The following is a 21,270-nucleotide window of genomic DNA, read 5'->3' as shown; positions in this document are numbered from 1 at the left end:
CGACCTCACTCGGGAACGACGGCAAGCCCATCCGCGGTCGCCCCTCGCCGGTCGAGCACCCCAGCGACGAGATCGAAGGTCACCGGGTCGGCGGGCACGATCCGCAGCCCGTCAGCACGACGGTCGATGAGCAGCGGAACAGCCTCGGCCACGGAAACCGTGAACCCGCCATCGGACTCGCGGGTGAACGTGAACCGCGCCATCACCGATTCCTCGGTGGCGTAGCCCAGGGTCGCTTGCTCGGCCAGGTGGTTGCCCAGCCCGTACGCGATCCACTCGCCGTCGAACTCCTCGAAGGGCTGCACGACGTGCGCGTGGTGCCCCAGGACGAGGTCGACGTCCGGTGAGGCCAGCAGCGTCCGTGCGGCCTGCTCCTGCGCCCGGGTGGGGTCGTGGTCGTACTCCGCGCAGCAGTGCAGGCTCGCCACCACGATCTCCGCCCCGGCGGCGCGGGCCCGGGCGGCCGCGGCGAGCATCGGCTCGACGTCCGGCACCTCGACCACGTCGACCGCCCACGGCCGCCCGTCCGGCAGCGGGATCCCGTTCAGGCTGAACGTCCCCGCCACGTGCCCGACATGGACCCCACCGGCATCGACGATCGTGGGCTCGAGACTGTCCTGCTCGCTGCGGTGGGTGCCGGTGTGCGCCACACCGGCCGCCTCGAGGACGTCGAGGGTCCGGGTCAAGCCGTCGAAACCGTCGTCGAGCGAATGGTTGGACGCCGTGGAGCACACGTCGTACCCGGCCCCGGCCAGCGCCTCCACGATCTGCGGCTGGGCGACGAATCGCGGGTAGCCCCGGAACGGACCACCCGGCGGGGCGACCGGGGCCTCCAGGTGACAGATGGCCAGGTCGGCCGCCTGGATCAGCGGGGCGACCGGCGCGAAGACGTCCTCGAAATCGTAGCCACCGCCCTCCACGGCCGCGCCGGCGGTGAGCGCGCCGTCCTGATGGATCAGGACGTCCCCGGTGGCCACCAGGGTGACCGTCTCCGGCGGTGGCGGTGGCGGTGGCGATGGCGGTCGCGGTGGGCTGGTGGACGTGGCAGCGGCGGAGGTGCCCGGCGCCGCCGAAGCGGCTGCAGCCGGGGGCACCTGCTCACCGTCGGCCTGCGTCGAGCAGGAGGCCATCAAGGGCAGCAGCACCAGCACGACGTCCGTGCGGCGGATCTTCGGCACGCCCGGAGGCTAGTCGCCGAGCAGGCTCACCGGATCGCCCACGGCGATGTCGCCGGGCTGCCGGACCTCGGCGTACACGCCGAGGCAGTGCTTCGGGGTGCGGGTGACGTGCAGTTCCGCCGACCCGATCCGCACCGTGCGGCCCACCCAGCTCCGCTCGTTGTCGCCGGGCAGCTCGAGCAGGACGTTGGCGCGCGGATCGTCGGCCGAGCAGCCCTCGGGGACGTCGCCGACCGCGGCCCGGTCGATCGCCTGCCGGGACACCAGGTGCACCGCGGCGACGTCGGCGCCCGATCCCCCGGATGCGGGCTCGACGCGGACCGGCCGGCCGAGCACCTCGGCCACCGTGTGCCCGTCGGCGTCCGGATCCCCGCTGGGCGTCACCTCGGCCAGGCCGGGAGCGTGCCTGCCGCGCACCACCTCCCCACTGGCGGCGTCGACGACGGTGTACGCCCGGTCCCCCTCCGGCCCCGCCGGCGCCAGGTGCACGCGGTCGCGGGCGGTGCCCCCGAGGGACTTCACGGGGTAGATCCAGATCCTCGCCACCCGGCCGGTCGTCGTCACGGCCCCGACCCTAGGCGGCGGCTCCGAGGCGGCGCAGCCGGCGCAGCTGCGCGTCCAGGTAGGGCCGGGCCCGGCGCTGGCCACCGGTGCGGGCGATCGCCTCGCCCAGCGCGGTGAGCACCCGCTCGAGGCGGTGTCCGTCCGCGGGCCAGCCCCGCCGACGGCACTCCTCCAGCCACTCCACCGGCGTCCGGTGCCCGCGCTCCCCGTTGCAGCGACCGCAGGCAGCGACCTCGTTCTCCAGCCACGACGGCCCGCCCTTGACCCGCGGCACGACGTGCTCGGTGGTCGGCCGCACCTGCGGGGTGAAGGCCCGCCCGCACCACACGCAGCTGGGCCCGTCCCGGTCGAGGACGAGCTGCAGCCGGGCCGCTCGGTCGGGCTGCGCGCTCACCCCTCCATGGTGCTCCCGGAGGCCCGCCGCGCGCTCGTGCGCACCCAGCGGACTCCCGGGGAGACGGATCGTGAGGGATCGCGGCACCGGCCCAGCCGTTCCCGCGCGCCGCGCTCCGACCCCCACCACAGAACGCCCGACCTCGCAACTCTGCACCGTCCGACGCGATCGGCAACCGCGCCGGCCGCCGTCCACCGACCAGAGAGGCTGGGATGACCGATGGGCACGACGAGGAGGCTCCGCCGCTGGTCGGCGGGGGGTGCGGCGCTGGTGCTCGCCGCCGCGGTGAGCGCCTGCGGGTCCGACGACGGCCCGGTCGAGACCGCGGGCGACGCCCAGGCCACGGCGACGTCCGAGGCGACGGCGACGTCCGAGGCCGCCGTCGCTGATCCGGCGGAGTTCTGCGCGGCATCGGTGGACGTAGAGGCCTCGTTCGCCGGCGCACCACCGATCGACGAGACCATGCCGCCGGAGCAGGCGCAGGCGGCGCTGGAGGAGTTCGGCGCCGAGGTGGAGCCGTTGCTGGCGCACGCGGAGGGAACCGCCCCGTCGGAGGTCGAGGAGGACGTCCGCACCGCGGTCGCCGCGGTGCGGGAGGCGCTGGCCGGTGACATGTCGGCGCTCGACAGCGACGAGTACATGGCGGCCGACGATGCCATCGACGAGTACATGCTCGCCGAGTGCGACTACGAGCGCATCGAGGCCACCGGGGTGGACTACGAGTACGAGGGCATCCCCGACACGGTGCCGGCCGGAACGGTGTCGGTGACGTTCCACAACGAGGGCCAGGAGCTGCACGAGATCGGCATCGTCCGGATCAACGACGACGTGTCCATGCCGGTGGAGGAGATCGCCGCCCTGCCGCCGGAGGAATCGGAGTCGATGATCCAGTTCACCGGCGCCGCCTTCGCCCACCCCGGCGGGTCCGACACCGTGTTCCTGAAGATGGAACCCGGGCGCTACGCCGCCGCCTGCTTCGTCCCCCAGGGCACGACGCACGACACCGAGGGCAGCGGCCCGCCGCACGTGGCCCTGGGGATGCTGGCGGAGTTCGAGGTCGAGTGACCCGCCCGCAGCTGCCGCTGACCCGCCGGAGCTTCCTGGCCGGGTCGGCGGTGGCCGGGCTGGCCGCGATCACCGGATGCGGCGCCCCCGCGGCATCCGGCCCGCCGGCACTCCCCCTGCGGCCCGGCCCCATGACCCTGGACCTGGCGGGCACCGGGGCCCGCACCTGGGGGTACGGCACGGTCCCCGGCCCGGAGATCCGGCTCCGGGCCGGGGAGCTGCTGCGGGTGCGCGTGCAGAACGGGCTGCCCGACGACACGACGGTGCACTGGCACGGGCTGGCCCCGCCCAACGCGATGGACGGCGTCCCGGGCGTCACGCAACGGCCGATCGCACCGGGCGGCGAGTTCCTGTACGAGTTCCGGACGCCGGTGCCGGGCTCGTTCATGTACCACGCGCACGTCGGCATGCAACTCGATCGCGGGCTCTACGGGCCGCTGGTCGTGGAACCCCGGGACGAGCCGCTGGCCTACGACCGCGAGCACACCCTGATGCTCGACGACTGGGCCGACGGCGTCGACGAGCACCGCGGCCACGCCGGTGGGGAACCGGGCACGCCGGCGGTGCCCGATGCCCGGGAGGTGGTCTCCTTCGGCGGCCGCCGGTACCCCTTCCTCCTGGTCAACGGCCGGCCGCCGGAGGATCCGGCGGTGGTGGAGGGGCGGCCGGGTGACCGGCTGCGCCTCCGGGTGATGAACGTCGCCGCGGACACCGGCTTCCGGTTCGCCATCGCCGGCCATCCCCTCACCATCACGCACACCGACGGCATGCCGGTGGAGCCGGTGACCGTGGACGCCCTGCGCCTCGGCATGGGTGAGCGCTACGACGTCCTGGTCGACCTCCGGCAGCGCGGCGGGACGTGGCAGATCGGCGTGCAGCCCGAGGGCCGGCCGGGTCAGGGGCGGGCGGTGCTCCGCTACACCGGGAGCCCGGCGTCCGCCACGCCGCCGGCCGAGAGCAGGCCCGCCGAGCTCGACGGCCGGCTGGCCGGGTACGACGAGCTCCTGGCGACCGAGCCCCTGCCGGTCCCGACCGGGAGCCCGGACCGGGTCTTCGACCTGACGCTGGAGGGCACCGAGATCAACGGCCAGAGCTACCCCGACGCCGATCCGCTCCCGGTCGCCGACGGCGAATGGGTGCGGTTGAACCTGCGGAACACCGGCGCCAAGTGGCATCCGATGCACCTGCACGGTCATCACTTCCAGGTGCGCACGCCCAGCGGACGCGGCCCGGTCAAGGACACCGTCGCGGTGCCCTCGCGCGGTGGGGAGGTCAGCATCGACTTCCTGGCGACCAATCCGGGTCGGTGGCTCTTCCACTGCCACAACCACCACCACATGGAGGACGGCATGGTCCGACTCGTCGACTACGGCCGCTGACGCCGGACCCCTGGAACGCCGAAGGCCCGGTCCGCGGACGTGGACCGGGCCTTCGTACCGGTGGGCGATACTGGGTTCGAACCAGTGACCTCTTCGGTGTGAACGAAGCGCTCTACCACTGAGCCAATCGCCCGGTACGTCGTCGATTGTGCCAGACCGTCACCGCCAGAGCGGAACCCACCCCGGCACCCAGTCGGGCACCCCCGTCATGTGCAGGGTGGCCACCAGGACGCCGTAGACGAACGCCGCCGTCGCGACGGTGATCAGCAGGCGCAGCCACACCGGCCGCCCGGCGAGCCAGTCGGTCCAGCGCTTGACGTGGTGCTTGGTGAACTCGAGCAGCCGCTCGGCCCAGGTGAACTCGGTGGCCAGCACGAACAGGCCCGCGATCACCGTCAGCCACCCGGGGCCCGGCAGCGGGATGGTGGCGAGACCCGCCGCGACGATCAGGGCACCGACGATCCCGACGCCGACGCGGTAGCCGTGGTTCAGGCTCCGGCGGGTGGCCAGGCGCCGCCGCCAACGCGCCGCGGCCACCCGCTCGCGGAGGCTGTGGACCTCGTCGGAGTCATAGCGGGCGCGCCGCTCGTCGGCGGTCTCCGGCTGGGCATGTGCGACCGACGGCGTCGCGGTCTCCGAGCCGCTCAGCTGGCCACCTCCCCCATCGCCACGACCTCCGTCGGGGACGACGGAGCCTGCCGACCGGGCTCGATGCTGATCCCGTAGCCGGGGAAGGCGTCGACGCCGGTCCTTCTGGAGCCTACGGCCCGAACCTCGATCTGTGACCGCATGACGTCGAACGTGCCGAGAGCCACCGGATCACCCTCGCCGAGCCCCCACACCACGTACGTCGTCGACGCCGTGTCGTTCGGCTCGAGCCCGTCGGTGACCACCTGCAGCGCGTCGTCGCGGGACACCACCGTGGCCACCTGGCGATCCCCGGACGTGAGTGGCGTGATGGTCGCCCGCCCCGGCCGGGTCAGCTCCGCCACGACGTCCTCCTGGGCCGCCACGGTCGAACGCAGGTCGTCGCGCGCCTCGACGAGGACCGCCACCCACACCCCCAGCCCCACGACCGCGGCGGTCGCGGCTGCCACCAGCGCGCGGGGCCGCACACCGGGCCGCCAGGGAGCACGGCGTGGCACCGGCCGTGGTCCTGCCTGCTCCGTCGCGCTCCGTCGCGGTCCGGCGGGAGCTGCAGCGGCCACCGGCGACACCTGCTCGGTCTCGTCCACGGCGGCGCGGAGGCGGGCACGCAGCTCCGGCGAGGGTTCCGCTGCCGGCAGGTCCCGCGCCATGGCGGCCATCACCTCGGAGGTCTCGGCGACGGTGCGCAGGCATCGCCCGCACCCGGGCAGGTGGCGCGCGAAGTCCGCCTCGTCGTCCGGCTCCAGCGCGTGCAGCGCCCAGCCGACCGCCAGTGCGTCGAACGCGTGTTCCGCGGTCATCGTGTCCCGTCCCATGGCGCGTCGTCGCTCAGCGCTCCCCCACCCGCCGGGCCGGACAGCCCGCCGAGCTCGGACTTCAGCCGGCGCATCCCCGCCAGCATCCGCGTCTTGACCGTGCCGAGCGGCGCACCGGTCAGCGCGGCCACCTCGCGCTGGGTGTAGCCGCCGTAGTACGCGAGCGTCAGGGCCTCCTTCTGCGGTCCGGGCAGGACACTCAGCGCCGATCGCACCTGCTCGGCGACGACCCGGGACCACGCGTCGTCCTCCACGTCCCGGGTGGCGACCGGAGCATCGAGGACCGCCTGGTCCTCGGCGCGGGCCTGGCGCCGTCGCTGCGACTCCTCGCGGCGCACCGCGTCGACCGCCTTGTGGTGCACCACGGCGAGCAGCCAGGACGCGAAGCTCCCCCGCGCGCCGTCGTAGGCCCCGGGATCGCGCCAGACGCCGAGGAAGACGTCCTGCAGGACGTCCTCGGCCAGGCCGTCGTCGGCCAGGATTCGGCGGGCCAGCGCGAAGGCGGGCCGCCGGAAGCGCTCGTACAGCTCGTCGACGGCACCGCGGTCACCGGCGCGGATGCGCCGGAGGATCTCGACGTCACCGACGCCGTCCTCCGGCCGGAGAACCGGTCGACTCACGGCTCCCATGGTCACACGGGGCCTTCGTCCGGAACCAGCCATCCGGTTCGATGGGGCCGCTGTGGCGCATGATGCGGGTGTGACACCACATGCCCGAACTCGTGACTTCTCCCGCCGCCGGTCGTTGACCTGACATGACGAGCCGATGGATGCCCGGCCACATCTCCCCCATCACTCTTCAGCTGATCGGCCCCCAGTCCTGGACCGAGGTACCGGCACTGCTGTGCTACGACCCGGCCGATCCGTTCGCCGTGCGCATCGCCTTCGGCGACCCGGGCGAGCAGGACCCGGCAGACGGCGACGAGGGCATCGCATGGCTGGTGAGCCGCGAGCTGCTGCAGGCCGGCCTCGAGCACCCCGCCGGCGACGGCGACGTGCGCGTCTGGCCGGCGCACGCGACCGCGGACGTACTGTTCCTGCACCTGCGCGCGCCCTCGGGCGAGGCGCTCTTCGAACTCTCCCGGGGAACGGTCGCCGCCTTCCTGCGGCACACCGAGGCCCTGGTGCCCACCGGGTCCGAGACCGGGCTGCTGCACCTGGACCAGGAGCTGGACGCCCTGCTGTCCAACGGCGGACCGGACGCGCCCGGGCGCTGACCTGCGGAGAGCTCAGGCGGCAGGCCGTGGGCGGCGATCGGGGGACCCCCCTTCGACCCCCCTCCGGACGTCCGCTAGAGTTCTTTCCGTAACGCGGACGTGGCTCAGTGGTAGAGCATCACCTTGCCAAGGTGAGGGTCGCGGGTTCGAATCCCGTCGTCCGCTCGGAACCTCGGGCGTCGGTCGAGAGACTGGCGCCCGCGTGCGGTGGAGTGGCCGAGAGGCGAGGCAACGGCCTGCAAAGCCGTCTACACGGGTTCAAATCCCGTCTCCACCTCGTCTCCTCCGCGGAGCACGAGCGCGGAGGAGGGTCCGGTCGCGAGGCCGGAACGGGCGATTGGCGCAGCGGTAGCGCGCTTCCCTGACACGGAAGAGGTCACTGGTTCGATCCCAGTATCGCCCACCACACGCACACCCCAGGACGCCGGCCAGGCGCCTGGGGTTCTGCCGTTCTCAGGTCCGATCGCCGGTCGCGTGGCCGCGGAGATCGCGCTCCGCCACGATTCGCTCGCCGTCGACCACCGTGCCGAAGCCGACCGCCCGCAGCAGGGCCAGCACCCCGCCGTTCGCGCTCGTCGCCTCCGCCCGCACGACCACGGCACCCGCCTCCCGTGCCCGCTCGACCACCAGCTGTGCCGCTTCCCGTCCCACGCCCCTGCCGCGGGCGTCCCGGACCAGCCAGAATTCCATCTCCAGCACCCCTGGCTCCCCGGCCCGCCGCAGCCGCACCGCGCCGACCACCCGCTCGGCGTCCCGACCCCCGTCACCGACGAATTCGATGACGGCCCAGGTGGCCTCCTGCGCCGGCCCGTCCAGCCCTGCACGTCGCTCGCGGTGGAGGGTGCGCAGCCACTCGATCCGCTCGGCCGTCCACTCCTCCCCCGGCGTGATCGGCGGTGTCACCTCGCCGGGCGAGGCCCCGTCCCGAGCCGCCACCACCAGCCGATCGAGAGTCGCCTCGGTGACCGGTCGCAGGTCGATCCCGACCAGCGTCGCCGCTGCGCCCGTTCCCGCCGGAAGGTGCGCCAGCAGGCGAGGCCGACGCCGAGGTAGGCCAGCGAGAGGACCGTCCAGCCCCAGTCCAGCCAGTCGCTCCCGTCGTCCTCGGTCCACCGCAGCACCGCCAGCACCACCCAGAGCAACCCGAGCCCGATCTGCAGACGCAGCTGGAACCGCGCCCGTGAGACGTCCTCCCGCGCGCGCCGGCGCCGGTGCAGGAGCGAATCCGCGTCAGCCACGCGCCGGAACGACCCGCTCGCGCCAGAACCGGTCGACCTGCTCGGCCAATGCCTCGGGGGTCCCGCTGTTGTCCACCACCACGTCGGCGACCGCACGCCGCTGCTCGTCGGTCGCCTGGGCGGCGATCCGCGCCCGGGCGTCCTGCTCGGGCAGGCCGCGCTCGATCAGCCGCGTCACGCGGGTCTCCAGGTCGGTCTCGACGACGAGCACGAGGTCGTAGGAGCCTGCCCGACCGGTCTCGACCAGCAACGGGACGTCGTTGACGACGACGGCGTCCGCGGGTGCGCCGGCGATCGTCTCGGCGGACCGCTGCCGGACCAGGGGATGCACCAGCCCGTCGAGCCTCCGCCGGGCGTCCTCGGCGGCGAACACGATCGCGGCGAGAGCCGCCCGGTCGAGGGAGCCGTCGGCAGCCAGGACGCCACCGCCGAACTCGGCGGCCACGGCCGCGAGGCCGGGGGTACCGGGCTCGAGCACCTCCCGGGCGATGCGGTCGGCATCCACCACGAGGGCCCCACGCTCGGCGAGCAGCCGCGCCACGGTGCTCTTCCCCGAGCCGATTCCACCGGTCAGTCCGATCGTCAGCACGTACGGACAGTAGCGAGCACCCGGGCTGAGGTCACAGAGCGATAACGCGGACGCGACGGGCACGGCGCGTCGCAGTAGTCACACGGGCCCCACCGTTAACGTCTGCACCGGCGATCTTCCCCGCCCAGAGAGGCAGACCCAGAACATGTCCCGTCACACCAGCGCTGCATCCCCGTCGTCCCGCGCCGCCGGACGGCACCGGCTCGGTGCCGCCACGGGTGTGCGCTGCGCCGACATCCCCGCCGTCCGCGAGCGGATGCAGTTCCAGCGGCCGGCCATCGCCCACCGCAGCTCGCTGCTGCGGTGGATGTTCCAGACGCCGACCACCGGGCGCCACACGTGGAGCTTCCTCGCCGGTTCCGGCGGCCGCCCCCGCACGGCGTTCGCCATCATCCTCAGCCTCTGAGTCCGGCCGCACCGACCGCCGGCGTCGCGCCCTGCGGCCGGTCGGTGCCGCCCCGCTGACGGAAGGGCCCGTGGACGTCGTCCACGGGCCCTTGGTCGTGTCCGTCCGTCGGTGACCGGGTCGCACACCTGAGATCCCCGGCCCGGAAACGCCAGAGGCCCAGCACCCTGACGGGTCCTGGGCCTCCGGCGTTCAGCGCTGGATCAGCGCCGGGCTACCTGGTCACTCACCGCCGGCGAGCTTGGCCCGCAGCGCGGCCAGAGCCTCGTCGCTGGCCAGCGTGCCGCCGCCGCCGCCGCCGCCACCACCGGTCGCCGGGGCGTCCGGGCCGGCAACGTCGTCGCTGGAGTAGCTACCGCCGGCCGCAGCCTCGGCGTCGGCCTCCTTGGCGGCCGCGATCTGCTTGCGGTGCGCCTCGAAGCGGGTCTGGGCCTCGGCGTACTGCCGCTCCCACGTCTCGCGGGCCTCGTCGTAGCCCTCGAGCCACTCGCCGGTCTCCGGGTCGAAGCCCTCGGGGTAGATGTAGTTGCCCTGCTCGTCGTACGAGGCGGCCATGCCGTAGGCGGCCGGGTCGAACTGCTCCTCGTCGCCGACGACGCCCTCGTTGGCCTGCTTGAGCGAGAGCGAGATGCGACGGCGGTCCAGGTCGATGTCGATGACCTTGACCAGGATCTCGTCGCCCACCTGCACGACCTGCTCCGGGATCTCCACGTGGCGCTCGGCCAGCTCGGAGATGTGCACCAGGCCCTCGATGCCCTCGTCGACGCGCACGAACGCACCGAAGGGGACAAGCTTGGTGACCTTGCCCGGCACGACCTGACCGATCTGGTGCGTGCGGGCGAACTGACGCCACGGGTCCTCCTGCGTCGCCTTCAGCGACAGGGAGACCCGCTCCCGGTCCAGGTCGACGTCGAGAACCTCGACGGTGACCTCCTGGCCCACCTCGACGACCTCGGACGGGTGGTCGATGTGCTTCCAGGACAGCTCGGAGACGTGCACCAGGCCGTCGACGCCGCCGAGGTCCACGAACGCACCGAAGTTGACGATCGAGGACACGACACCCGAACGGACCTGCCCCTTGGCGAGCTTGTTGAGGAACTCGCTGCGGACCTCGGACTGCGTCTGCTCCAGCCACTGGCGACGGGAGAGGACGACGTTGTTGCGGTTCTTGTCGAGCTCGATGATCTTCGCCTCGAGCTCGCGGCCCACGTAGGGCTGCAGGTCGCGGACGCGTCGCATCTCGACCAGCGAGGCGGGGAGGAACCCGCGCAGGCCGATGTCGAGGATGAGGCCACCCTTGACGACCTCGATGACGGTGCCGGTGACGACCTCGTCGGCTTCCTTCTTGGCCTCGATCGTGCCCCAGGCGCGCTCGTACTGTGCGCGCTTCTTGGAGAGGATCAGCCGCCCTTCCTTGTCCTCCTTCTGGAGGACCAGGGCTTCCACCTCGTCGCCGACCTTGACGACCTCGTTCGGGTCGACGTCGTGCTTGATGGAGAGCTCGCGCGAGGGGATGACGCCCTCGGTCTTGTAGCCGATGTCCAGCAGCACCTCGTCCCGGTCCACCTTGACGATGACGCCCTCGACGATGTCGCCATCGTTGAAGTACTTGATCGTCAGGTCGATGGCGGCGAGGAAGTCCTCGGCGGAACCGATGTCGTTGATGGCGACCTGGGGGGTGCTGGAAGGACGGACCTGAGTGGAGGTCATGTGGTTGGTTGCTCCGGACGGTTTATGCGTAGGGACAGGACGACCCGCGGCTGTCGGACCGCGGGGAGGTGCAGCGGGGAGAACCGACGCGGGCGTCCCCCGGAGGGGAAGAGCACGACAGACCTCTGGCGCTCCTCAATGGTACGGACGCCGGGACGCTGCGGTCCACCTGGGTGCGACCGGTCCTCTTCCCCCGGCGGCGTGTCACCATCGGCGCGCCATGACCCAGCCCCCGCCGTCGTCCCCGCTGCCGCTCGCGAGCGACGGCTATCCGGCCGCGGGCGGGGTCGCCCGCCGCTCCGCCGACTCCGCCGAATCGGTGCGCGCCAACCGCCTGTGGTGGGACGCCGCGGCCCCGGCGTACCTGGCCGAGCACGGTTCGGACCTGGGCGACGCCGACTTCCTGTGGTGCCCGGAGGGCCTGCGGGAGGCCGACGGGCACCTGCTCAGGGACGTCGCCGGCCGGCGGGTGCTCGAGATCGGCTGCGGCTCGGCCCCGTGCTCCCGGTGGCTGCGCTCGGCCGGCGCCGACGTCGTGGCTCTCGACCTCTCCGCGGGGATGCTCGCCCGCGCTGCTGAGCTCAACCGGTCGACCGGCATCGCGGTCCCCTTGCTGCAGGCCGACGCCGGCGCGCTGCCGCTGGCCGACGGCAGCATGGACCTGGCCTGCTCGGCGTTCGGCGGGCTGCCCTTCGTGGCCGACGTCGAGGGCGCCCTGCGGGAGGTGGCGCGCGTGCTGCGGCCCGGCGGGCGGTTCGTCGCATCGGTGAACCACCCGATGCGCTGGCCGTTCCCCGACTCCCCCGACCCCGACGACCTGCGGATCGTCTCCTCCTACTTCGACCGCACGCCCTACGTGGAGACCGACGACTCGGGGCGAACGGTCTACGTGGAGCACCACCGGACCGTCGGCGACTGGGTGCGGGCGGTCGTGGGCGCCGGTCTGGTGCTCGAGGACCTGCTGGAGCCGGAGTGGACCCCGGGCCGCACGGAGAACTGGGGCCAGTGGTCCCCCGAACGCGGGGCCCTGGTCCCCGGGACCCTGATCCTGGTCGCCCGGAAGCCCGGCTGACCGATCAGCCACCGGCGATCGGCCGCCGCCCGTGCCGCTCCCACAGTTCGTGACCGGCGGCCGCGACCGCTGCGGCCAGAGGCACGAACAGCAGTGCACCGGCGAGGCCCCACAGGACCCCGCCGACCGTGACGGCGATCAGAACCATCGCGGCGTTCAGCGGCAGCCGGTTCTTCATGACGTAGGGCTCGATCACGGAGTTGCCGATCTGCTGCACGACCACGATCAGCCCCAGGACGAGGGTTGCGGTGCCCAGTCCGCTCGACGCATACGCCACGACCACCGCGACCAGGCCGGCGACGAACGCCCCGATCGTCGGGATGTAGGAGGCGAGGAACTGCAACGCCGCCAGGGTCAGGGCCAGCGGGACGCCGATCAGGAGCAACCCGATGCCGATGCCGACCGCGTCGAACAGCGCCACGATCGTCAGCCCCCGCACGTAGCCGCCCACCGTGGTCCAGGCACTCCTGCCAGCAGCGTCGACGTCATCCCGCAGGCGTCCCCCGAACTTGCCCAGCAGCCACCGCCACATGCCCGGGCCGCCGTGCAGGAACAGGTAGGTCAGCGCCACGACGAGGAACGCGGCGATGAGGACCTCGGCCACCGTCCGCGCCGGTCCCAGCAGGTCACCGGCGCTGGTCCCGCCACCGGACGACCCGCCGCCGCCACCGGCGCCGAAGCTAGGCAGGTCGATGCCGAACCGCTGGGACAGGTCGGAGGAAACCTGCTGGAACTGGTCGCGCAGCCGGGGCAGCTGCCCGGCGATCCGCGTGCCGAGCGCCGCCACCGCACCGACCAGGACGGCGACCAGCAGGAGCACGGCTACGCCGGCGGACGCCCCGCGCGGAACACCCCGACGCTGCGCCCACTCGACGGCGGGTGCGAGCACGCCCGCCAGCAGGAGAGCGACGAACACGGCCACCAGGGGCAAGGTGACCTTGACCGCGAACCCCGCGACCAGCCAGAGCAGTACCGCGAGGACCAGGAGCCGGCCACCCACCGCGGCCGACCTGGCCAGCCAGGCGGGAACCGCGGGGTCACCGGGAGCCGGGAGTCGAGAGGAGGCCATGGGTCCCGTCTTGTCCGCCGCGGGGCGGATCGACACATCTGGGACCGGTGGTGGCCCCAGGTCAGTGCGCGGCGGCGTCCCAGCTGGCACCCACGCCGACCGAGACCTCCAGCGGCACCGACAGCTCCGCCGCACCGGCCATCTCGCGGCGCACCAGCGTCTCCAGCGCGTCCCTCTCCCCTGGCGCCACCTCGAGCACCAGCTCGTCGTGCACCTGGAGCAGCATCCGGGAGTTCAGCCCCTCGGCGGCGATGGCCTTCTCGACGCCGAGCATCGCGACCTTGATGACGTCGGCCGCGGAGCCCTGGATCGGCGCGTTGAGCGCCATCCGCTCGGCCATCTCGCGCCGCTGCCGGTTGTCGCTGGTGAGGTCGGGCAGGTAGCGGCGACGGCCCAGCGTCGTCTCGGTGTAGCCGGTCATCCGGGCCTCGTCGACGACGCCGTCGAGGTAGTCGCGGATCCCGCCGAAGCGCTCGAAGTAGGCGTGCATCTGGCCGCGGGCCTCCTCGGGGGTGATCCGGAGCTGCTGCGCGAGGCCGTAGGCCGAGAGCCCGTAGGCGAGCCCGTAGCTCATCGCCTTGATCCGGCGGCGCATCTCCGGGTCGACGTCGGAGATCGGGATGTCGAACGCCCGCGAGGCGACGAAGGAGTGCAGATCCTCCCCCGACGTGAACGCCTCGATCAGGCCCTCGTCACCGGAGAGGTGCGCCATGATCCGCATCTCGATCTGGCTGTAGTCGGCCGTCATGAGCGACTCGTAGCCGGAGCCGACGACGAACGCCTGCCGGATCCGGCGGCCCTCGGCCGTGCGGATCGGGATGTTCTGCAGGTTCGGGTCGGTCGAGGAGAGCCGGCCGGTCGCCGCGATCGTCTGCTGGAACGTCGTGTGGATGCGACCGACGTCGTCGACCATCGGGATGAGCCCGTCGATGACGGTGCGCAGCCGGGTGACGTCGCGGTGCCGCAGGAGGTGCTCGAGGAAGGGGTGCCCGGTCGAGGCCAGCAGCGTGGTGAGCGCCTCGGCGTCGGTGGTGTAGCCGGTCTTGTTCTTCTTCGTCTTCGGCAGACCCAGCTCGTCGAACAGCACCGCCTGCAGCTGCTTCGGCGAGCCGAGGTTCACCTCCCGGCCGATCACCGCGTAGCACTCGGCGGCCGCCGCGGCGACGCCGTCGGCGAACTCCTTCTGCAGCTCGTGCAGGAAGTCGAGGTCGGCGGCGATGCCGCGCTGCTCCATGCGGGCCAGCACGAAGGTCAGCGGCAGTTCGATCTCGCCCAGCAGGTGGCCTCCGCCCCGCTGGCCGAGCACCTGCTCCAGCTCGTCGGACAGGTCGTTGACGGCGACCGCCTTGAGCACGTCGGCGTGCGCGGCCTCCCGGGCGACGTCGTCCTCGCTCGGGCCGAGGCCGTCCAGGGTGAGCTGCCCCTCGGGCTCGACGGCGTCCTTGAGCTCGCGCCGGAGGTACCGGACGGCGAGATCGCCCAGGTCGAACGACCGCTGACCCGGCAGCGCCAGGTAGGCGGCCAGCGCGGTGTCGCTGATGACCCCGTCGAGCTCCCAGCCCCGCGCCCAGATGGCCAGCAGCGGGCCCTTCACCTCGTGCACGACCTTGTGCACCGTCGGGTCGGCGAGCCACGCGGCCAGCGCCTGCTCGTCACCGGCGTCCAGGTCGGGGCCGACGTCGACGAAGGTGGCGGCGCCGTCGCCCGCCGCGAGCGCGAGGCCGGTCAGCTCACCGGTGCCCCGGCCCCACGTGCCACGGAAGATCAGACCCGTGTGCCCGGTGCGCGCGTGCGCGTCCAGCCAGGCACCCAGGTGGCCGGCGGCGACCTCGTCGACCGTGACGTCGAACCCGCCCTCGACCTCCGGCTCCGCGCTGGTGAGCGTGGCGAACAGCCGGTCGCGCAGCACCCGGAACTGCAGGTTGTCGAACAGGGTGTGCACCTCGTTGCGGTCCCACGACTGCACCGCGAGGTCCTGCGGCCCGAGCTCGAGCGGCACCGCACGGTCCAGCTCGGTCAGCCGCCGGTTCTGCAGCACCGAGGAGAGGTGCTCGCGCAGCTTCTCCCCCACCTTGCCCTTGACCGTGTCGACCTGGTCTACCAGCGCGTCGAGGGATCCGTACTCGCGCACCCACTTGGCCGCGGTCTTCTCACCCACGCTCGGGATGCTGGGCAGGTTGTCGCTCGGGTCGCCGCGGAGCGCCGCGAAGTCGGGGTACTGCGCGGGAGACAGGCCGTACTTGGTCTCGACCTCCTGCGGCGTGAAGCGGGTCATGTCCGAGACGCCCTTGCGCGGATAGAGGACGGTGACGTGCTCGTTGACCAGCTGCAGCGCGTCCCGGTCGCCGGTCGCGATCAGCACGTCCATCCCCTGCTCCGCCGCCTGCACGGTGAGGGTGGCGATGACGTCGTCGGCCTCGTAGCCCTCGGCGGTGATGACCGGGACGCGCAGCGCGCCGAGCACCTCCTGCACGAGGCTGACCTGCCCGCGGAAGTCGGTCGGGCTCTCGGCGCGGTTGGCCTTGTACTCGGCGAAGATCTCGCTCCGGAAGGTCTTCCGGCCGACGTCGAAGGCCACGGCGAGGTGGCTGGGCCGCTCATCACGCAGGATGTTGATCAGCATCGAGGTAAAGCCGTAGACGGCGTTCGTCGGCTGCCCCGTGGTGGTCGAGAAGTTCTCCACCGGCAGCGCGAAGAACGCGCGGTAGGCCAGGGAGTGCCCGTCGAGCAGCAGCAGCCGCGGGCGCGGCGCCGAGCTGGTGGGGACGGCGGACGGCGGGGCGCTGGGGGTACTCACCGGAGCGGACATCGCTGCCGATCCTAGGTGCGCCCGCCGACAGGACGGGCCCCGGCGACTGGCTACGGTGCCGGAGTGACCACCCCTCCCCCGGCCTGGCTGCCGGACGGCATCAGCAGCCCGCTCGACGACAAGCTCGGCGTCCGGATCACCGACTGGAACCCCGACCGGCTGGTCGCGACGATGCCGGTGGCCGGCAACGAACAGCCCTTCGGCCTGCTCCACGGCGGTGCGACCTGCACGCTGGCCGAGACGATCGGGTCGACGGCTGCGGCCGTGGGAGCCGGTCCCGACCGGCAGGTGGTCGGCATCGAGCTCAACGTGAGCTACCTGCGCGCGGCGACGTCCGGCGTCGTGACGGCGGTGTGCACCCCCGTCCGCCGTGGTCGCACCCTGTCCACCTTCCTGATCGACGTCACCGACGAGCAGGGCCGGCAGACCGCCACCGCGCGACTGACCTGCATGACCCCGAACGCGTCGAAGAAGGGCTGAGCCGACGTCGGTCGCGGCCACGAACGAGTGGACCGCGTGTCGCAGAAAGGTCACAGCTCGGTGCTCGAGGGCGGCTGGCCTGCACAACTACGTTAGGTTCCCTCCTCAACGAACCCGCCGAGGAGGTCGAGTGACGCACCCGACGGACCGTGTCCGCCGGCACGGTCGACGAAGCAGGCCCGCGAGAGCGGGGGCTCGGCCACGCCCCGGCGGCCCCCCGCACAGCGGTCTGACCGCGCTCCGACTGCTGCTGGTCGGCGTCTTCGTCGCCGGGCTCACCGCCCTGGTTCCGGGCGCCGCGCACGCCGCCGAGGACCCCGGCGAGCGCCTCTTCGGCACCCTGCAGACCAGCGTGAGCGGTCCCATCGAGGGCGTCTCCATCGAGGTCGCCGAGGCCTCGGGGGCCGAGGTCGACACCGTGGAGACCGACGAGAGCGGCCGGTGGTCGGTGGACCTGCCCGGTCCCGGCGACTACACGGTCACCATCGACGAAGGCGACCTCCCCGAGGGGGTCACCCTGAACAGCGCCACCACCCGCACCGTCACCGTCGACGAGGGCCGGGAACAGGGCGTCCTCATCGGGCTCAACGACGGCAGCCGCAACTCCGGCGGTGGCTCCATCCGCTGGGTCGAACTGCTCGTCTCCGGCCTCCGCTTCGGCTTGCTGATCGCCATGGCGGCCATCGGGCTCTCGCTGATCTTCGGCACCACCGGGCTGGTCAACTTCGCGCACGGCGAGCTGGTGACCATCGGTGCGATCGTCGCCTGGTTCATCAACGTGGGGGGCGGCGTACCGCTGATCGCCGCGGCCCTCCTGGCCATGTTGGTGGGCGCCGGCATCGGCGCACTCAACGAACTGGCCCTGTGGCGACCGCTGCGCCGCCGGGGCACCGGCCTGGTGGCCGCACTCGTGATCTCGATCGCTCTGTCGCTGCTGCTGCGGTACCTCTACCAGGTCATCTACGGCGGCCGCTCCAACGCCTTCGCCGACTACCGCGGCCAGCGCACCGTCGACTACGGCGCCTTCTCGATGACCAACAAGGACCTCACGTCGATGATCGTGGCGCTGGCGGTCCTCGTCCTCGTGGCCCTGATGCTGCAGCGGACCAAGATGGGCAAGGCCATGCGGGCCGTCTCGGACAACCGCGACCTCGCGGCCTCCTCCGGCATCGACGTCAACCGGGTGATCCTGGTGGTCTGGATGGTCGGTGGCGCGCTCGCCGCGCTGGGCGGCGTCCTGCTGGGGCTCTCCGACGAGGTCCAGTGGGACATGGGCTTCCGGCTCCTGCTGCTCATGTTCGCCGGCGTGACGTTGGGTGGCCTCGGGACCGCCTACGGCGCCCTCATCGGCAGCATCGTGGTCGGCGTCTTCGTCCAGATGTCGACGCTGGTCATCCCCAACGACATGAAGTACGTGGGCGGTCTGCTGCTCCTGATCGTCATCCTCATCGTGCGGCCGCAGGGCATCCTCGGCAGCCGGGCCCGGATTGGTTGAGCCATGGCTGAACTCCTCGACGCACTCGCCGTCGCACTCAAGGCCGGGATCGGCTTCCAGGCCGTCTTCTTCGCGCTGCTCGCCATCGGGCTCAACATCCAGTTCGCCTACACGGGGCTGCTGAACTTCGGCCAGATCGCCTTCGCCATGCTCGGCGGCTACGGGATCGCGATCTCCGTGGCGCAGTGGGGGCTCCCCTTCTGGGTGGGTGTGCTCATCGGCATCGCGGCCGCCGTGGTGCTCGCCCTGCTGCTGGGCATCCCGACGCTGCGGCTGCGCGCCGACTACCTGGCGATCGCCACCATCGCCGCGGCCGAAGGGCTCCGGCTGACCTTCCGGTCGGTCTCGGCGACGCCGATCACCGCCGGCACCCGGGGGCTGTCCGGGTTCAGCGACCCGTTCGTCGAGCTGGCCCCCTGGGACACCGGCCGGCGCTACAGCATCCTGGGCACCCGCTGGAGCGGAGCGGACCTGTGGGTCACGTTCGTCGGCTGGCTGCTGGTGGCGCTGGCCTGCCTGCTGGTGTGGTTGCTCGTCCGCAGCCCCTGGGGCCGGGTGGTCAAGTCGATCCGTGAGGACGAGGACGCCGTCCGCGCCCTGGGCAAGAACGTCTACGTCTACAAGATGCAGGCCCTCGTGCTGGGCGGCGTGCTCGGTGCGCTCGGCGGGATGGTGTACGCGGTCGGAACGGCATCGGCCACCCCGGACCAGTACCAGAACGCGAACACGTTCCTGGCCTACGCCGCGCTCATCCTGGGTGGGGCGGCCCGGGTGCTCGGTCCCGTCATCGGCGCGATCATCCTGTACTTCATCGTCCAGTTCGCCGACACCGGGCTGCGTACGCTGATCGGCAACGGGGTCATCCCCGAGGACCTGCTGTCGGCCACCGACGTGGCCCAGATCCGGTTCGTCCTGATCGGTCTCGGGTTGATCCTGCTGCTGATCTTCCGGCCGCAGGGCATCTTCGGTGACCGACGAGAGGTGATGCTCGATGCCCGCTGATCCCACTCCCACCAGCGGCGCGCACGCGAGCTCCGCGGCCGGCGCTCCCGCTGCTCCCCAGCGACTGGCGCAGGCGGCCCTCCGCGACCTGCCCTGGGAGGTCGGCGTCGCCAAGCCCGACCCCGCCATCGTGGTGGACGGCGTCGTCCGCACATTCGGCGGTCTCACCGCCGTCTCGGTCGACCACCTGGAGATCCAGCGCGGCGGGATCACCGGGCTGATCGGGCCGAACGGGGCCGGCAAGACGACCCTGTTCAACCTGCTCACCGGGTTCGACCAGCCCGATGGGGGCTCGTGGTCGTTCGACGGCCGCCCGCTCGGCAAGCTGGCGTCGCACCAGGTGGCCCGGCTGGGGGTCGTGCGCACGTTCCAGCTGACCAAGGCGCTGTCCCGGCTCACCGTGCTGCAGAACATGCTGCTCGGCGCCCAGGGGCAGAAGGGCGAGGGCTTCTTCCGGGCCCTGGTACCCGGCATCTGGCGCGCGCAGGAGCAGGCCAACACCGAGAAGGCCATGGAGCTGCTGCACCGGTTCAAGCTGGACACGAAGAAGGACGACTTCGCCGGCACCCTGTCGGGCGGGCAGCGCAAGCTGCTGGAGATGGCCCGGGCGCTGATGAGCGATCCCAAGGTCGTCATGCTCGACGAGCCGATGGCCGGGGTGAACCCGGCGCTGACCCAGAGCCTGCTCGGGCACGTCAAGGATCTGCGCGAACAGGGCATGACGGTGGTCTTCGTCGAGCACGACATGGACGTCGTCCAGGACATCAGCGACTGGGTGGTCGTCATGGCCGCCGGCCAGGTCATCGCCGAGGGCCCCCCCGAGTCGATCAGCCAGAACCAGGCCGTGGTCGACGCCTACCTCGGCGCGCACCACGACGCGCCGTTGACCGTCGAGGAGGAGGACCAGGCCCTCGTCGAGGCCGACGCGGCCATCTCCCGCGAGAAGAACGCGGACGGCGACACCCCGCGCCGCGAGCGGACCAACCAGAAGGGGACGGACCGATGACCATCGATCCCGGTCAGGGCAAGGACCCGCGCGAGAGCACGGATCCGGAGTACGAGTTCGACCGACCGGTCGACCAGGGCGACAACGCGGGGGCAGCGGACCGCGGGCCGACGCCTGCCGGGACGGCCGGTGACCTGTCTCCGGCCGAGAAGGCGGCGACCCGCGGGGAGCACGTCCGGCTGTCCGGCGACGCGTTGATCCGCGCCGACGAGCTGGTCGCCGGCTACCTGCCCGGGGTCAACATCCTCAACGAGTGCGACTTCTACCTCAACGACGGCGAGCTGGTCGGCATCATCGGGCCGAACGGTGCCGGCAAGTCCACGTTGCTCAAGGCGCTGTTCGGGCTCATCCCGGTGCGCTCCGGCTCGGTGATGCTGCGCGGGGAGAACATCACCTCGGCGCCCGCACACCGCCTCGTGTCGCTGGGTGTGGGGTACGTCCCGCAGAACAACAACGTGTTCCCCTCGCTGACCATCGAGGAGAACATGCAGATGGGCGTGTACCTGCGACCGAAGAGCTTCAAGGAGCGCTTCGACTACGTCGCCGACCTGTTCCCCATGCTCGGTGAGCGGCGCCGGACGAAGGCCGGCTCCCTCTCCGGTGGCGAGCGGCAGATGGTGGCCATGGGCCGCGCGCTGATGATGGAACCGTCGGTGCTGCTGCTCGACGAGCCCTCCGCCGGCCTCTCCCCCGCCTACCAGGACGAGGTCTTCATCCGCTGCCGGCGGATCAACGCGACGGGCGTCTCGATCATCATGGTCGAGCAGAACGCCCGCCGTTGCCTGCAGATCTGCGACCGGGGTTACGTGCTCGACCAGGGCCGCAACGCCTACACGGCGACCGGGGAATCCCTGATGCACGACCCCAAGGTCATCGAGCTGTACCTCGGCACGCTGGCCAAGGCCCACTGACCGGTTCCACTCCGCGCAGCGTCCGGCGTCGTCCCCTCTCGGGGGCGGCGCCGGAGCCTTCTGCGGGCCCTACGGCCGGACAGGGCACCTGGGGCTCTCCGCCCGGTGGTCCACCGCTGAGACGTTCCTGGCGGGCGCTCGCACCTCCGCCCGCGCTGGGTCGTGCCCGATCCGCGGTCCCGCCGGGTCCTGCCGCCCGGCCCCGGACGGCACAGTGGCCCGGC

Annotated in this window: 22 protein-coding genes and 4 tRNA genes; 13 read left to right on the top strand and 13 right to left on the bottom strand. The window is 72.3% G+C overall.

The window, feature by feature from the left end; all coding sequences use genetic code 11:
* Positions 1-5 precede the first annotated feature (5 nt).
* From BLASA_RS10460 to BLASA_RS10450, 3 genes are read right to left on the bottom strand one after another with little or no spacing between them, the layout of a single operon-like run.
* The gene (locus BLASA_RS10460; protein ID WP_014376100.1) at positions 6-1,178 is read right to left on the bottom strand and encodes a CapA family protein; all 1,173 of its coding nucleotides are present in this window, start codon (positions 1,176-1,178) and stop codon (positions 6-8) included.
* Between the two features lie 9 nt (positions 1,179-1,187).
* Positions 1,188-1,742 carry an MOSC N-terminal beta barrel domain-containing protein gene (locus tag BLASA_RS10455; RefSeq protein ID WP_014376099.1) on the bottom strand — a complete coding sequence of 185 codons (555 nt, stop codon included), beginning with the start codon at positions 1,740-1,742 and terminating at the stop codon, positions 1,188-1,190.
* Positions 1,743-1,752: 10 nt separating this feature from the next.
* Positions 1,753-2,136: an HNH endonuclease gene (locus tag BLASA_RS10450; RefSeq protein ID WP_014376098.1), complete on the bottom strand. Its 384-nt coding sequence runs from the start codon at positions 2,134-2,136 to the stop codon at positions 1,753-1,755.
* Positions 2,137-2,355: 219 nt separating this feature from the next.
* Between BLASA_RS10450 and BLASA_RS10445 the strand changes: the two genes are divergently transcribed.
* Complete coding sequence (locus BLASA_RS10445) at positions 2,356-3,201, top strand: hypothetical protein (RefSeq protein ID WP_014376097.1); 846 nt, start codon at positions 2,356-2,358, stop codon at positions 3,199-3,201.
* Positions 3,198-4,580 carry a multicopper oxidase family protein gene (locus BLASA_RS10440; protein WP_014376096.1) on the top strand — a complete coding sequence of 461 codons (1,383 nt, stop codon included), beginning with the start codon at positions 3,198-3,200 and terminating at the stop codon, positions 4,578-4,580. The genes BLASA_RS10445 and BLASA_RS10440 overlap by 4 nt, the downstream gene beginning before the upstream one ends.
* A 61-nt stretch (positions 4,581-4,641) precedes the next feature.
* Here the strand turns inward: BLASA_RS10440 and BLASA_RS10435 are convergent.
* The 4 genes from BLASA_RS10435 to BLASA_RS10420 form a co-directional block, all read right to left on the bottom strand.
* Positions 4,642-4,713: transfer RNA gene (locus tag BLASA_RS10435), tRNA-Val, on the bottom strand.
* A 26-nt stretch (positions 4,714-4,739) separates the two neighbouring features.
* Positions 4,740-5,117 (bottom strand): TIGR02611 family protein, encoded by a 378-nt coding sequence (locus BLASA_RS10430; protein WP_014376095.1) that lies wholly within the window; start codon positions 5,115-5,117, stop codon positions 4,740-4,742.
* A 107-nt stretch (positions 5,118-5,224) separates the two neighbouring features.
* The gene (locus BLASA_RS10425) at positions 5,225-6,043 is read right to left on the bottom strand and encodes an anti-sigma factor (RefSeq protein ID WP_014376094.1); all 819 of its coding nucleotides are present in this window, start codon (positions 6,041-6,043) and stop codon (positions 5,225-5,227) included.
* Positions 6,025-6,672, bottom strand: a complete 648-nt coding sequence (locus BLASA_RS10420; protein WP_051005163.1) for a sigma-70 family RNA polymerase sigma factor — start codon at positions 6,670-6,672, stop codon at positions 6,025-6,027. The genes BLASA_RS10425 and BLASA_RS10420 overlap by 19 nt, the downstream gene beginning before the upstream one ends.
* Before the next feature lie 125 nt (positions 6,673-6,797).
* On the opposite strand from BLASA_RS10420, the gene BLASA_RS10415 reads away from it, so the two are divergent.
* The 4 genes from BLASA_RS10415 (at position 6,798) to BLASA_RS10400 (ending at position 7,665) form a co-directional block, all read left to right on the top strand.
* Positions 6,798-7,259, top strand: coding sequence for an SsgA family sporulation/cell division regulator (locus BLASA_RS10415; RefSeq protein ID WP_166486532.1), 462 nt, complete (start codon positions 6,798-6,800; stop codon positions 7,257-7,259).
* Positions 7,260-7,352: 93 nt separating this feature from the next.
* Positions 7,353-7,424 (top strand) — tRNA-Gly (locus BLASA_RS10410).
* A gap of 41 nt (positions 7,425-7,465) precedes the next feature.
* Positions 7,466-7,536, top strand: a tRNA-Cys gene (locus tag BLASA_RS10405).
* A gap of 54 nt (positions 7,537-7,590) precedes the next feature.
* A tRNA-Val gene (locus BLASA_RS10400) sits at positions 7,591-7,665 on the top strand.
* 47 nt (positions 7,666-7,712) lie between these two features.
* Here the strand turns inward: BLASA_RS10400 and BLASA_RS10395 are convergent.
* From BLASA_RS10395 to coaE, 3 genes are read right to left on the bottom strand one after another with little or no spacing between them, the layout of a single operon-like run.
* Positions 7,713-8,195, bottom strand: coding sequence for a GNAT family N-acetyltransferase (locus BLASA_RS10395; protein ID WP_231839635.1), 483 nt, complete (start codon positions 8,193-8,195; stop codon positions 7,713-7,715).
* Positions 8,159-8,497 carry a hypothetical protein gene (locus BLASA_RS25020; RefSeq protein ID WP_014376090.1) on the bottom strand — a complete coding sequence of 113 codons (339 nt, stop codon included), beginning with the start codon at positions 8,495-8,497 and terminating at the stop codon, positions 8,159-8,161. The genes BLASA_RS10395 and BLASA_RS25020 overlap by 37 nt, the downstream gene beginning before the upstream one ends.
* Positions 8,490-9,086: a dephospho-CoA kinase gene (gene coaE, locus BLASA_RS10385; RefSeq protein WP_041775714.1), complete on the bottom strand. Its 597-nt coding sequence runs from the start codon at positions 9,084-9,086 to the stop codon at positions 8,490-8,492. Before coaE ends, BLASA_RS25020 begins: the two co-directional genes overlap by 8 nt.
* 145 nt (positions 9,087-9,231) lie before the next feature.
* On the opposite strand from coaE, the gene BLASA_RS10380 reads away from it, so the two are divergent.
* Positions 9,232-9,492: a hypothetical protein gene (locus tag BLASA_RS10380; RefSeq protein WP_041775713.1), complete on the top strand. Its 261-nt coding sequence runs from the start codon at positions 9,232-9,234 to the stop codon at positions 9,490-9,492.
* Positions 9,493-9,714: 222 nt separating this feature from the next.
* On the opposite strand, the gene rpsA is transcribed toward BLASA_RS10380, so the two are convergent.
* Positions 9,715-11,202 carry a 30S ribosomal protein S1 gene (rpsA, locus tag BLASA_RS10375; RefSeq protein WP_014376087.1) on the bottom strand — a complete coding sequence of 496 codons (1,488 nt, stop codon included), beginning with the start codon at positions 11,200-11,202 and terminating at the stop codon, positions 9,715-9,717.
* 220 nt (positions 11,203-11,422) lie between these two features.
* Between rpsA and BLASA_RS10370 the strand changes: the two genes are divergently transcribed.
* Complete coding sequence (locus tag BLASA_RS10370; RefSeq protein WP_014376086.1) at positions 11,423-12,274, top strand: class I SAM-dependent methyltransferase; 852 nt, start codon at positions 11,423-11,425, stop codon at positions 12,272-12,274.
* A 4-nt stretch (positions 12,275-12,278) separates the two neighbouring features.
* On the opposite strand, the gene BLASA_RS10365 is transcribed toward BLASA_RS10370, so the two are convergent.
* Both BLASA_RS10365 and polA read right to left on the bottom strand, forming a co-directional pair.
* Positions 12,279-13,343 (bottom strand): AI-2E family transporter, encoded by a 1,065-nt coding sequence (locus BLASA_RS10365; protein WP_014376085.1) that lies wholly within the window; start codon positions 13,341-13,343, stop codon positions 12,279-12,281.
* A gap of 61 nt (positions 13,344-13,404) precedes the next feature.
* Positions 13,405-16,152, bottom strand: a complete 2,748-nt coding sequence (gene polA, locus BLASA_RS10360; RefSeq protein ID WP_014376084.1) for a DNA polymerase I — start codon at positions 16,150-16,152, stop codon at positions 13,405-13,407.
* Positions 16,153-16,215: 63 nt separating this feature from the next.
* Here polA and BLASA_RS10355 point away from each other — a divergent pair, with 63 nt between their 5' ends.
* From BLASA_RS10355 to BLASA_RS10335, 5 genes are all read left to right on the top strand, one after another.
* The gene (locus BLASA_RS10355; RefSeq protein ID WP_014376083.1) at positions 16,216-16,632 is read left to right on the top strand and encodes a PaaI family thioesterase; all 417 of its coding nucleotides are present in this window, start codon (positions 16,216-16,218) and stop codon (positions 16,630-16,632) included.
* Positions 16,633-16,762: 130 nt separating this feature from the next.
* Positions 16,763-18,127 (top strand): branched-chain amino acid ABC transporter permease, encoded by a 1,365-nt coding sequence (locus tag BLASA_RS10350; protein ID WP_014376082.1) that lies wholly within the window; start codon positions 16,763-16,765, stop codon positions 18,125-18,127.
* A 3-nt stretch (positions 18,128-18,130) separates the two neighbouring features.
* Complete coding sequence (locus tag BLASA_RS10345; protein ID WP_014376081.1) at positions 18,131-19,129, top strand: branched-chain amino acid ABC transporter permease; 999 nt, start codon at positions 18,131-18,133, stop codon at positions 19,127-19,129.
* Entirely contained in the window at positions 19,119-20,135 is a 1,017-nt protein-coding gene (locus BLASA_RS10340; protein WP_014376080.1) for an ABC transporter ATP-binding protein, read from the top strand. The genes BLASA_RS10345 and BLASA_RS10340 overlap by 11 nt, the downstream gene beginning before the upstream one ends.
* Complete coding sequence (locus BLASA_RS10335; RefSeq protein ID WP_014376079.1) at positions 20,132-21,046, top strand: ABC transporter ATP-binding protein; 915 nt, start codon at positions 20,132-20,134, stop codon at positions 21,044-21,046. The genes BLASA_RS10340 and BLASA_RS10335 overlap by 4 nt, the downstream gene beginning before the upstream one ends.
* Positions 21,047-21,270: the final 224 nt, after the last annotated feature.

The sequence above is a fragment of the Blastococcus saxobsidens DD2 genome (assembly GCF_000284015.1).
GTDB classification, from domain to species: domain Bacteria; phylum Actinomycetota; class Actinomycetes; order Mycobacteriales; family Geodermatophilaceae; genus Blastococcus; species Blastococcus saxobsidens_A.
This window is presented reverse-complemented; position numbering and strand designations above follow the sequence as displayed.

Coding starts and splice junctions, on each gene's coding strand:
- BLASA_RS10345 (WP_014376081.1), top strand. CDS start 18,131: ATGGCTGAACTCCTCGACGCACTCGCCGTCGCACTCAAGGCCGGGATC.
- BLASA_RS10415 (WP_166486532.1), top strand. CDS start 6,798: ATGACGAGCCGATGGATGCCCGGCCACATCTCCCCCATCACTCTTCAG.
- BLASA_RS10445 (WP_014376097.1), top strand. CDS start 2,356: ATGGGCACGACGAGGAGGCTCCGCCGCTGGTCGGCGGGGGGTGCGGCG.
- BLASA_RS10420 (WP_051005163.1), bottom strand. CDS start 6,672: ATGGGAGCCGTGAGTCGACCGGTTCTCCGGCCGGAGGACGGCGTCGGT.
- polA (WP_014376084.1), bottom strand. CDS start 16,152: ATGTCCGCTCCGGTGAGTACCCCCAGCGCCCCGCCGTCCGCCGTCCCC.
- BLASA_RS10380 (WP_041775713.1), top strand. CDS start 9,232: ATGTCCCGTCACACCAGCGCTGCATCCCCGTCGTCCCGCGCCGCCGGA.
- BLASA_RS10425 (WP_014376094.1), bottom strand. CDS start 6,043: ATGGGACGGGACACGATGACCGCGGAACACGCGTTCGACGCACTGGCG.
- BLASA_RS10365 (WP_014376085.1), bottom strand. CDS start 13,343: ATGGCCTCCTCTCGACTCCCGGCTCCCGGTGACCCCGCGGTTCCCGCC.
- BLASA_RS10335 (WP_014376079.1), top strand. CDS start 20,132: ATGACCATCGATCCCGGTCAGGGCAAGGACCCGCGCGAGAGCACGGAT.
- BLASA_RS10340 (WP_014376080.1), top strand. CDS start 19,119: ATGCCCGCTGATCCCACTCCCACCAGCGGCGCGCACGCGAGCTCCGCG.
- BLASA_RS10370 (WP_014376086.1), top strand. CDS start 11,423: ATGACCCAGCCCCCGCCGTCGTCCCCGCTGCCGCTCGCGAGCGACGGC.
- rpsA (WP_014376087.1), bottom strand. CDS start 11,202: ATGACCTCCACTCAGGTCCGTCCTTCCAGCACCCCCCAGGTCGCCATC.